Origin of the sequence: Pedobacter sp. GR22-10 (assembly GCF_026239715.1) — a bacterium.
Taxonomy (GTDB): domain Bacteria; phylum Bacteroidota; class Bacteroidia; order Sphingobacteriales; family Sphingobacteriaceae; genus Pedobacter.
In genome coordinates this window covers 973,077-984,695 of the sequence record NZ_JAPIVR010000002.1, presented here as the reverse complement: position 1 = coordinate 984,695, position 11,619 = coordinate 973,077, and the positions used below count along the sequence as shown (strand labels likewise).

Annotated in this window: 9 protein-coding genes; 5 read left to right on the top strand and 4 right to left on the bottom strand. The window is 38.7% G+C overall.

Going from position 1 to position 11,619, the window contains the following annotated elements; all coding sequences use genetic code 11:
• Positions 1 to 51 precede the first annotated feature (51 nt).
• On the top strand, positions 52 to 564 hold the full coding sequence (locus OQX64_RS11740) for a hypothetical protein (protein WP_265818905.1): 513 nt from the start codon (positions 52 to 54) through the stop codon (positions 562 to 564).
• Positions 565 to 592: 28 nt separating this feature from the next.
• Here OQX64_RS11740 and OQX64_RS11735 read toward each other — a convergent pair whose 3' ends face one another.
• On the bottom strand, positions 593 to 1,243 hold the full coding sequence (locus OQX64_RS11735) for a DUF6624 domain-containing protein (protein ID WP_265818904.1): 651 nt from the start codon (positions 1,241 to 1,243) through the stop codon (positions 593 to 595).
• A 77-nt stretch (positions 1,244 to 1,320) separates the two neighbouring features.
• Positions 1,321 to 2,115, bottom strand: coding sequence for a hypothetical protein (locus tag OQX64_RS11730; protein WP_265818903.1), 795 nt, complete (start codon positions 2,113 to 2,115; stop codon positions 1,321 to 1,323).
• 363 nt (positions 2,116 to 2,478) lie between these two features.
• Between OQX64_RS11730 and OQX64_RS11725 the strand changes: the two genes are divergently transcribed.
• The 3 genes from OQX64_RS11725 (at position 2,479) to OQX64_RS11715 (ending at position 7,715) form a co-directional block, all read left to right on the top strand.
• Positions 2,479 to 4,482, top strand: a complete 2,004-nt coding sequence (locus OQX64_RS11725; RefSeq protein WP_265818902.1) for a sensor histidine kinase — start codon at positions 2,479 to 2,481, stop codon at positions 4,480 to 4,482.
• The gene (locus OQX64_RS11720) at positions 4,469 to 5,104 is read left to right on the top strand and encodes a response regulator (RefSeq protein ID WP_265818901.1); all 636 of its coding nucleotides are present in this window, start codon (positions 4,469 to 4,471) and stop codon (positions 5,102 to 5,104) included. Before OQX64_RS11725 ends, OQX64_RS11720 begins: the two co-directional genes overlap by 14 nt.
• A gap of 349 nt (positions 5,105 to 5,453) precedes the next feature.
• Complete coding sequence (locus tag OQX64_RS11715; protein WP_265818900.1) at positions 5,454 to 7,715, top strand: mechanosensitive ion channel family protein; 2,262 nt, start codon at positions 5,454 to 5,456, stop codon at positions 7,713 to 7,715.
• 259 nt (positions 7,716 to 7,974) lie between these two features.
• Here the strand turns inward: OQX64_RS11715 and OQX64_RS11710 are convergent, their stop codons facing one another.
• The gene (locus OQX64_RS11710; RefSeq protein ID WP_265818899.1) at positions 7,975 to 8,784 is read right to left on the bottom strand and encodes a hypothetical protein; all 810 of its coding nucleotides are present in this window, start codon (positions 8,782 to 8,784) and stop codon (positions 7,975 to 7,977) included.
• Between the two features lie 49 nt (positions 8,785 to 8,833).
• Positions 8,834 to 9,256: a hypothetical protein gene (locus OQX64_RS11705; protein ID WP_088300180.1), complete on the bottom strand. Its 423-nt coding sequence runs from the start codon at positions 9,254 to 9,256 to the stop codon at positions 8,834 to 8,836.
• Positions 9,257 to 10,097: 841 nt separating this feature from the next.
• Between OQX64_RS11705 and OQX64_RS11700 the strand changes: the two genes are divergently transcribed.
• Positions 10,098 to 11,600, top strand: coding sequence for a ferritin-like domain-containing protein (locus OQX64_RS11700; protein WP_265818898.1), 1,503 nt, complete (start codon positions 10,098 to 10,100; stop codon positions 11,598 to 11,600).
• Positions 11,601 to 11,619: the final 19 nt, after the last annotated feature.

Genomic DNA, 11,619 nt, shown 5'->3' with positions numbered 1-11,619 from the left:
TACATTTTATCAATCCTTAGAAATATTTTGAATCACAAAGTACAATCACTAATGCATGATACTAATTTGCCCTCAAAAGGACTGGAATTAAAAAAACTTTGTCTAATCGCTGGTATGATGATCCTGCTGATCAGTGTTGGAATCATTTTTCCGATTGAAAGCAGTAAAACGTATCTCATTACAGAACTTCCTTACACTTACTTAACACTTGCCATTTCACTTTTTTTGATGATGTTTGGTTTGATGGGCAAACATTTTTTTAAAGGGTTGTTATTACTCTTTTCAAGTGCCTTATTAGGGTTTGCTTCTATCTATGCTTTCTATTTTAAAGACCCCTGGAATGCTTTATCTGCCGCATGGCTGGGCATTCCATCAGGTATTATTTCTGCATTAATCTTTTTGGTCATAAACTTTTTTTTCCTGAAGGATAAAAACAATGATAAAAGGCTAAAACAAGTGATTACCTATGTTATTATTTTAGTGACGGTTTGCATTTTGTTTGTTTATGGAGGCGATTGGCTTTTTGAATTAACGCAATATATGGAGCGTGAGTCTAAACACTAAACGATGTTTGATCATTGATATTAAACTCTTAATTCTTTTTACGCATTTTTTCCTGAGCTGCATCCACTGATAAGTCCTGATCCCAGATCACTTCCGATTGATAGGTTTTTTTCAATAGCGCCATGTATGCACCCATTGGTATGAGTCCCATTTCTTTACGACGTGCATCGAGGCCTTGCGGATCATCTACCGGCCAGATGGTCACGATATTGCCTTCTTTCAGGGTTTGGGTACCAAAGAATTGTTTTTTCCCGCTTCTCAAAAGCATTCTATCCTGCAGTGTCGCCAAATCACGCCTGGCCACTTTGCCCTGGTCTGCCTGTGATTTCAACAAAGGAAAGTACCTGATCATAAACGCTGTATCTGCATGATCAATAACCAGGAAAATGGTATTGTTTTCCGCTGCACTGAGCCCTTTTGGCCAGCCACACCTATCCAGAAGTGATCCGACAAGAAGCTGGTTTTGTTTGTCACCGGCTTTCATTTCCAGTGCAATTTTTTTCATGGCCTGCGGATCTTTGGTGGCCATTTCTTTAATCAGCCTGCTCCTGATTCCCTGATCCGTTTCGCGGATCATTTCAAGTTTCTCACTAATGGCCTTTCGGTCATCGCATAACAGATCCTGAGCGTGTAGTGTATAAATGAAGAAGAGAAATAAAAGCGTGATCAGGGGTTTCATTTTTTTATATTAATTGATATTGCTGGTACTTCATAATATCTCAACAGCGCTATCATTTACTTATAGTTTTTTTAAATCTACTTAGTTTTACTAAAACCCTTGATCATGATATTGCTTACCATCACCTTGGCTCCGTTTGTATAATCCCAGGGTGCAGTGATGTAAAAGTTTTTAGCAGCAGCAGGGGTAAACAGTTCCGTGTCTACAAGCTTGGTTTTATCCAGGTATACAATCATTCTTTCTCCATCAACGTGTATAGATACCTTTAGGGGGCGATTTAAGCTTTCAGTCAGATCAAAGGTTGTATTGACATATTTTTTGGGATTGCTATTACCAACATTCACCTGATCGGTATCATAATACTGAAGCTCAACATAAGCATCCGCGTTGCTGGTATAATCCTGTACACTATTATCTGTTGTAAAGCCAAATGATAAAGGTGAGATATCATTTGCCTGATCGGCAGAGGCCAGTATATCAAATTCAATTGTAAATTGCTTTGGATACCTGATGAGTTTAGTCAGCTTGTAAGTAGCTTTATCCCTTAACAGCATCCACTTACCTTTTTCATCTTCTACTGTCGTCACTATTGCTGCTCCATTGGTTTTGATGCTGGCAGCAGTTGCTCCTTTTGCATATTTTGAAAAATTCTCTGCAAAGATCAACGAGTCTCCAGGAGTAAAATCAAAGCCCATATCCGTACCGCTATTTTTAGATTTGCGGGAAGCATCTTTATGGGTTACTTTTTTTTCTAAGGCCTTTTCTGCCTTATCTTTTGCTTTTTGCAGCAGGTTTTCCAGTTGGGCATGTACTTTATTTCCTGATAGCAGGAGGAAGGCGACCAAAGAAAACGATAAAAAATTTTTCATCATAATTATAAAATTAGATCCTGATTTAAATGATTGATCTTCCGTTAATAGGTTGTATAAAGAATAAACATACCCTTTGTGATGCATCATTTAATTACACCATTCGCATTGCAGATCGCTTGTGCTTCTCATTACATTTTACTTATTCAGGCAACTCATACAAAATTATCAGAAGTCATTCCCAAAAGAAATACCATGATTCATCGTTTTTTTTCTACTGGTTTTTAGGTATTTTTCGCAGCAAATGGCTGAAATTATGGTTGCTTACAAATTATGACTGATATTTACACCTGAGCTTTGTGTCTTTTAAGTAGTTATTATTTCCTGTGTATCATGCTCAGCTCCAGTTTATACTGTTTTTAATCAATGAAAAAATTATCTTTATTTATTCTTTGTCTGTTAAGTGTGCATTATGTGTTCTGTCAGCAGCAGATTCCGATTAATGAAAAACATTATCTGGATAGTCTGCAAAATATCCTGAAGACATCCGGTGCAGATAGTTCAAAAGCCAATGCTAATTTCTTGCTGGTAGATTATTGGAAATTTAAAGATACCCTGAAGAGTAAAGCTTATCTATTAGCTGGGAAAAAAATCGCGAAAAAGGATCCCTATTCTATTGCCGTTTCCAGTTTTTATGAGGGAGAATACTATTTTAACTGGAACAAAGCCAGGGCATCGGTAGCATTTAGGAAGGCAGCAGATGCACTCTCTTATTTTACTACTAAAAAGGCTTATGTCATGCGGGCAGCCGCATGGTACAATTATGCCATCATGAATATAGAAAAGGAGGGTTATAGTTTTATTACAAAAATTACGCTCGAAAAGGCTATTCCAGATGCTGAAAAATCTGGTGATTCGACTCTGGTGGCGCAATATTATACTCGGCTTTCTACCATCTTAATGAACAATTCACAATTTGCCAAGGCTACTTTCTATAATCAGAAAGCAATCAGTCTGCTTGAAAGCGCTAAACATGATAAGACCAGCCTGTTATTTGCTTACCTGAGTGGTGTGAGTATTTATTGTTATGAAAATCATGCAGAAAAGGCTAAAACACTATTAAATAAGGCAAATGCACTTTTAAAACCATTTCCTGAATCCGTAAATTATACGCTGTATTTTTATAACGAGGTACTTTATTTTTCGACTATTCAGGCCTTTGATCGGGCATTGTCCAGCATTAATAAAGGCATCGTATTGGCTAAAAAGTATCACCAAAATCAACTCTATCAGCAGTTTTTATTCCGTCAGTATAATATTTTCGGGCAGCAAAAAGAATATCGAAAGGCCAGGCAAATTCTACTGGATATTATTAAGGAAGGTACGCTAACGGCCAGTATGATTGATAAGGCTACCATTTATGGAGAGGTGGCTAAAACCAGTGCGAAGCTGAACGATTATAAAGAAGCTTACAAGTGGTTAAGCAAATACCGTAGCGTGAGTGACAGTATTAATAATGATCAAATAAAAGTGAAGGTTAATGAGCTGGAAACCAAATACAGGAGCGTTCAGAATCAACATAAAATAGCATCATTGGAAGTGCAAAATAAACAGGCATTGCTGAATGCCCGGAATAACCGGCTATACAATCTGGTTCTCGGTCTTGGTTGCCTTTTTCTGCTGGCATCATTGGTTTTTGTTGCCGTAATTGCCCGGAACAAATCAAAACTGGCAGAGCAGAAAGAAATCAATTACCGTCAGCAGCTAAGTGAAATGGAGCAAAAGCAGCAACTTAAAGTAACTAAAGCTATGCTTGATGGTGAAGAGCATGAAAGAGAGCGTGTCGCCAGAGATTTGCATGATGGTTTGGGCGGAATGCTGGCAGGTGTAAAAATCGGCTTATCCGGCTGGACCGATACCCGGCCGGGTGCTTCTCAGGATAAAGATCTGCACCGAATTATTGGCCAGTTGGATACTTCTGTAAGTGAGTTGCGAAGGATTGCCCGGAATATGGTGCCCGAAACGCTGCTTGATTTTGGACTTGAAGTAGCCTTGAAGGATCTTTGTGAATTTCACATGCGTGACAATTTGCAAATTGCCTTCGAAGCTTTTAACATTCTAACCAATATCCCGATTGCCATTCAGCTTCATATTTACAGGATTGCACAGGAGCTGCTTTCCAACGCGATTAAACATGCACAAGCTTCCAGTATTATTTTACAATGTACACAGGACGCCAAAGTTTTTTTGATTACACTGGAGGATAACGGCATTGGTTTTGATCATCTGCGGGAAGAAAAAAGTAAGGGAATGGGCTTAAAGAGTATCAGAAACAGGGTGGATTTTTTTAACGGACAAATGGAAATTCTTTCAGCTGAAGGGGAAGGTACAACTATAAATATAGAACTGAATATTGATGCAACCAAATAAATTAAAAACGGCTATAGTTGATGATCACCCGATTGTGATTGAAGGGCTGAAAAATCTTTTAAAAAATGAATCAAATATTGAACTGATTGGTGGATTTCAGGATGGTGAATCCATTATGAAGTATCTCGAATCAGAAAAGGTGGATCTCATCCTGCTTGATATTACGCTTCCGGATGTGAATGGAATGGATCTCTGCCTGAAGATTAAGAAAAAATACAGATCTGTTATTGTCTTAATTCTAAGTAACAGAACGGAGCGAAGTATTGTGGTGCAAACCATACAGAACGGGGCCAGTGGATACCTGTTGAAAAACAGTTCGCTTGATGAACTCCGTCTTTGTATTGCGGAAGCTGTAAAAGGAAGCATTTGTTACAGCAAAGAAGTTACGGAGATTCTGAGCCGGCCATCCAGAAATGAATTGCTTGCCGCACCCCGGCTAACCAAACGCGAAAAGCAAATCCTGGAACTCATTGCCCAGGGCAAAACCAGTCAGGCCATTGGAGAGGAATTATTTCTTAGTCCGCTGACGATTGATACCCACCGAAAAAACCTTTTACAAAAGTTTCAGGTAAAAAACGTAGCAGAGTTAATCATGTCTGCCAACCAGCAACATTTGTTTTAGGCTTAAAAAGCTGTCAATCTCATAAAGTTAATTTAAAATGGCTTGATCAATCGCGAAGCCATCTGTTTTACCGGGAAACCAATATAATAATATCACGATGTCGTTTGATAAACCTTCAGCTGGCTGTTAAAATAAATATTGGTAAACCAAAGGACAATAGGCTTTCCTCTATCAAATGCCAATTGCATCGTTTATTAAACCAATAGAATTCGCTATTTTTGACCTGACGCCAGCAGGCGGTATGTCCATGCTAATGATAACAAAAAAAACTTTTTCCTTTAAGGTTGCTAGCCTCATCATATTCCTCATCATCATTGGTTTAAGCCATGCATTTGCTCAAAAAGGGCGAATGATAGAAAAGGATCAGGATGTCTCTATTCTTTCTGATTCTGCAACCTTAACCAAGGGCGATTATCTCATGCACCTGGAAAAAGTTTTTGAAGCCATCAATAAAGTTCCGGTAACCATAGGTTCTTTTAAAAAGTTAAAGCCGATGGAAGCGCACTTAACCCAGGATGAGGCTGCCCTGGCCTTGCTGAAGAGCAGGCTTACTATGGCAGACCGGAGTTTAAATCTTCAGAACCTTCAGATGGATCAGACTTTGTTGGATGAGCTGCAAAGCAATAACAGGGACTGTTTAGCAGATCTTGATGAATATGAAAAGGAATTAAGGTCATTAAAAACGGAACTCCTGAATCTCAGGAAGGATACCGTACTGGCCAAAGTATTTACATTGCCTGCCTTGCGTATCCTGTTTAAGGACCAGTTTGCAGAATTGAAAAAGAAACGTTTCGTCACAGATAGTTTAATAAAAGCAGCTACCTTATCCATCAATAACCTTCATGCCAGAACCTCATCGAATCTGATTAACATCAAAGAGTTAATGTATATTACAGATAGTCAGCTTGATGCTGTAAGTATTAAAGCCTTTGGTAAAGAGCGCCGGTATCTTTGGGAATCAGTAAACCGGTCAGCAAATAAGAGCCTGGGTTTCCGAAGGTTTATTCAGGGAGAGCAGGAAATATCAGGTTATTATTTTGTGTATACCAGAAGCAGCAGGCTCCTTTTGCTCTTTACCTGTGCCATATTCTTTTTCTGGGTATTCTTTAATTTCCGGAGTGTAAAACAGCATGGCCGCTTAGAAACCCTTGATGATTTTTCACTAATCAGTCCGCAGCCCTTTTTAATTACACTAATTATGCTTTTTGCGCTGGCACCCATTTTCGATCTCAGGGCGCCGGCACTTTATATAGAAGCTGTTCAGGTACTGCTGGCTATTGTGCTTTCCTTTTATCTGCGAAAAAAACTGGGTTCAAGAATATTCTATTACTGGTGCTTGTTTGTTGTACTCCTGCTGGCGCCTGTTTTTTTGCGTCTTTTAGGTATGCCACCCAGATACCAGCGCTGGATGCTCCTCTTGTTAAGCTTATGTTCAGTGGCTTATGGTATAATGGTGTGGAAAATGCTTGATGAAAATATTAAGAGATACAGGATGATCCTTGTAACAGGTTTTATTTATACCGGATTTGCCATTATCGCTGTTTTCTGTAACCTGTTTGGCCGCTTTACGCTTACACAAATATTTTATTCAACCGGAGTAAGCTCGTTGCTGAATGCAATATCACTTACCATTTTAGCCAAAGTTTTGGTAGAAGCTTTTTTGTTGCAGATGAAAAGCAGCAGGATCCGTAAAGGATATCCCGAGTATTTCGATTGGCAACCGGTTATTTCCGGACTTAAAAAATTAACCGGTATTGGTGCTACGATCATCTGGTTTGTGATTTTTGCCACTAATCTTAATGTCTTTAACGGACTTTATGAATCAGTAATGGAGGTGTTAACCGAAAAAAGAACTATAGGGAGTTTCTCTTTTACTTTTGGAGGCATTGTCTTGTTTCTGGGTATTATCTGGATTGCGAATTTCTTACAAAAGTATATTGCTTACTTCTTTGGTGATACGGGAGATGACAGTTTTGATGACAATAAAGGTGAGCGATCCAAACTGTTGGTAACCAGGTTAGTCCTGCTGATTGGGGGCTTTTTAATCGCTGTAGCCGCATCCGGGTTGCCTATTGATAAAATCACAGTGATTCTTGGTGCCCTGGGTGTAGGTATTGGCTTAGGTTTACAAAATATCGTCAGTAATTTTGTTTCAGGCATTATTCTCATCTTTGATAAAACCATCAGAATAGGCGATATTGTTGAGTTAAGCAATAAAAAGGGGAGAGTGAAGGAAATAGGTGTGCGTGCAAGCACTTTGCTAAGCGATGAGGGGGCTGAGATTATCATCCCTAACGGTTCCATTTTATCAAATAACATCATCAACTGGACACTCAGCAACAATCAAATGCGTGTGGATTTAACCCTTTCGATTGCCAAACCTTTTAATTCAACTGAAGTAGTGAGCCTGATCAGGGATATTATCGTGGAAAACAATAATGTCTTTACCAGTAAAGAACCCATCATCATGATTAGTCCGGTGAGTAAGCTGAACAGTAACGTCAACATCTATTTTTGGTGTAAAGATATTTCCAAAGCGGATTTAACCAGAAGCATGATTAATGCACAGGTCTTTGAAGCATTTGAAGAGAAGGGAATTGAAATTTTGTAATTATTTGCCTGCTCACTGGAATCTCTGCTTAATAAAGGGCTACCTAATAATTAAAATAGATCAGTAAATCATTTTAATCTGCGGGCAACCACCTTGGCCGATTATTATTAATCTGTGGTGATCTTACTATTTCTTCCAGCAGATCAGAAGCGTGCATAAAAGGATAATGATTCATCATCTTATTCCAATCCGCGTACATCATTTTAATCTGCGGGCAAAACTAGATTGACAGTAGCTTGCCATCCAATTCGCAACCCCTTTAATTACAAGTAGAGTTAATGAAAATGGTACGTTTTAACCTTTCATTTTGTGTCTGCACACCATTGCTAACTGTTACGGTATGAGAATCTTCTACAATTTTGGTAATGATGCCACCACTATTTCTGGTATAAGTATAAGTTTTTGTCAGGTCTGTACGAAAGTTTTCGGCTGTATAAGTATATAAACTTCCTGATAAAAGATTTCTGGAGGTTGATCCGGTAAGAAACAGGGGCGTGTAAAAGTCTAGCGGGCCAAATATTAAATGACGTGTATCATTGTCAACTTTTGAGGCAATTTCAGATGAATAGCTATACGTGGTAAATCTTTTTACCGTAGGCGCATCAGGATAGGTTTGGGTAAGGGATGCGAGATTACCATTGCTGTAAGTCAGGGTTTTGGTGTCTGTTAAACTATTATTCTGATAGGCTTCTATTTTAATGAGATTTCGGTTACCATCATAAGACATTCGCTCTTCTGTCTGACTTTTTAGATCAGTAGATCTTGTGGCTAATTTATTTACAATATCGATCTGATAAAATGGAACACCCGAAGCCAATAAAACTGCTTTGTCTGTTGCATATTCGATGCTAAAATTTGAACTGCCAGAGCTGATTGATTTAAGCTGACCATTTTCGTAAGTCGCGGAGGCATTTTCATTAATTGGTCCCGATTCCCCGAACATCACTTCGTATTTTGTACCGCAATTGCTTGGCGAAGTTGGTTCATCAGCTGGTTTTTTCTTGCAAGCTGTTGTGAATACAGAAATGGTAATGAGCATGAATAATGCAAAAGGCAGCTTTTTTTTCATAGCGTTATTGATTCAATGATATGGAGTTTATTTTATGAAGTGATCAGATCTAAAAGAAGATGTCAATATAGTCTGTGGTTTCACCGTCACAGTTAAGCATTTGTTGTAACCTCCAGTATTTTCTGGAGCCACTGGCCTTAAAAATGGAAAGCCCGTTCAGTGTGCAAGGTTGGCCACCGTTAATCGAATTGATTTTTGAAACAATATCACCATTGAATTTTAAGGTACGTCCCTGGTTCAGGAATGTCCCTTTGATAGTCACATATTCATTCGTTTTTTTATCCCTTTGTTCCCCTTCAATACTATATTCCTCATCGCCAATACTCTTAATATATACCTTACCTGGATTGGTCTTATTAAAACTTATCCATTGAATAGTGAAAGAATGCCACCCTTTTCGAACTGGTTTTATCTGTGAATGCGCCTGTGAGCTGAGGATAAGAAAAGAAGCGATAATTAGAATGTATTTCATTATAATTTAAGTAATTAAATTCTTTAGTTAGTTTTTACGAGTTACCCATTTACTTAAAGCCATCTGTGCAGATCCGGTTTGCTGTAATCTCAATTATTCCGGATTATATTGCCCTGATTTGACTTATTTCCATAAGTTTTTTTGTGGTGAATAATTCATCAAGACTTTCGATTTTGTAACTATAAACACTTCGGGCCTATTTTGGTTTTAAAGCAAGATTAATTATCCAGAAATATGATCTGGAATGGTTGTGGATGAACAGGTGCTGGACCTTAAGCAGCGCTATTCCTTTCTTTAGTTATTTTTTCTGTTAGCCCGCCTTTTATCATCATCACTTTCAATTAACAATAGGTTTCATCATTAATTTAAAATTCCAAATGGTATATCCATGTTTTTTTTCAGCCGGTATGGATGGTTGTTTATTGTGTTTATGTTGTGTATTATTTACAATTTTATAGTTGCTTATTTATATTATAAATACTACATTAGATACTAACTTACAAAACGCTCTCACGATATGCTCTCCATTCATATTACTCCATCCTTAAGTGGTGGACGCTATAGGTTTATCTTATTTCACTGTCAGTCACTGATAAAAAAATATTTTTACAAGCTTTATACCTTCAATATATTTATACGCGGTTCCAGTAGTTGAGTTTTCATATGGCTCAGTAAGTGTAAACCGATCGGTAAGTGTAATACAGCGGCGGCTTGTAGATCCGGATTTTATGTATTTCCTAAAATACAAATGGGTATGCTGCTTATAACGTGTTGAGGATACATCATCCATAGTATCATTCAAAGAATAAATATTAAAATTTTAACCTCTAAAAACCATACTATGCAAAGCAATTTTGAACGATTTTTAAAGCCTGTTTTTCAGTTGGCGGAAAGCAACAGAGCAGAGGCTTTAATGAAAGCCGAAGGAATCAAAAATTTCCACGCTATTGAAACCGGCGGGGCTTCCGGTCCTCCGGATCCTAAAGACCTGAAAGTCGAAATCCCATATGAATTTAATGCTAAAGATTATCTTTCCTTTTTGCTCTACATTAATGCAGAAATAGAGCATGGACTGATGCTCCAGTACCTGTATGCGGGTTACAGTATCGGTGGTTCAAAAATCCCTGAAGAGTATCAGCAAAAGGTTAAAGGCTGGCAAGATATTATTCTTGGCATAGCAAAAGAAGAAATGGGGCATTTTATCTCTGTACAGAATGTACTCAAGCTTATTGGTGCTCCGTTAAACTTTGGACGGATGGACTACCCTTGGGATACCCCTTTTTATCCCTTTCCCTTTAAACTAGAACGGCTTACCTTAGAATCGCTTGCCAAGTATGTATACGCTGAATCCCCTGAAGAATGGATCAATAGTGATGATCCAATCGCTATCGAGGTCAAAGAAAAAGTATATAAAGATACTACAGATCCTCACCGGGTAGGTGCGCTTTTTACAGTGATTCTCAGCCTTATCAATGATGATAAACAGATTCCTGATGAACTTTTTCATGCCAATACCTATCCCTTTCAGGCTAAATTTGATGAATGGGGACGCGGATATACGGGAGGACAGCGCGGCAGTGCGCAAACAGGACCTAAAGGAGGTCCGGATGTGCTGGTTGCCCCACTTACCTGTAGGGATGATGCTTACGCTGCCTTACTTGAAATTTCCGAACAGGGCGAGGCGCCGACAAATGAAGAAAATGCTGGTAAGCCTTCACATTTCGAACGGTTTCTGTTTGTTTACAAAGAGCTGCGTGAACTGGAAAAAGAAATAGGCGGATCATGGGAGCCATCAAGAAATGTAGCCACTAATCCATTTATTGCCGAAAGGGAGGCCGACGGTAGCCTGGAGCCTTCAAAAAAGGTTGGGACGGATTATCAGAAGGATGCAATAACCAATCCCGAGGCCAGAGCATGGGCCCATCTCTTTAATGTTCGCTACCGGATGTTGCTGAATTACCTTGCGCATAGTTTCCTGTTAGATAATGGTTTTAACAATAACGGTGCTACCTCACCAAGAGCTACCATTATCAATGCCACATTTGGAGAAATGTACAATTTAAGAAGTATTTCTAATGTACTCGTACAAACACCACTTAACCCGCCCGGGATAGATGATAAGATGGCAGGGCCACCTTTCAGCATTCCTTATACGCTGGATCTCCCGATGGGAGAGGGAAATCGCTGGCGTGAACATCAGGATCTGATAGATGCCAGTGAAACCATCATAGAAAGCCTGGTGCCTTTTGTATCACCTACCAACCTCAAATACCTTTATGTGCTAAGGGAAGCCGATCAGGGACTTTCAGCAATTATAAAAGAACTTATTTCTACCTCTAAATAATAACCTAAATTTTATTGTT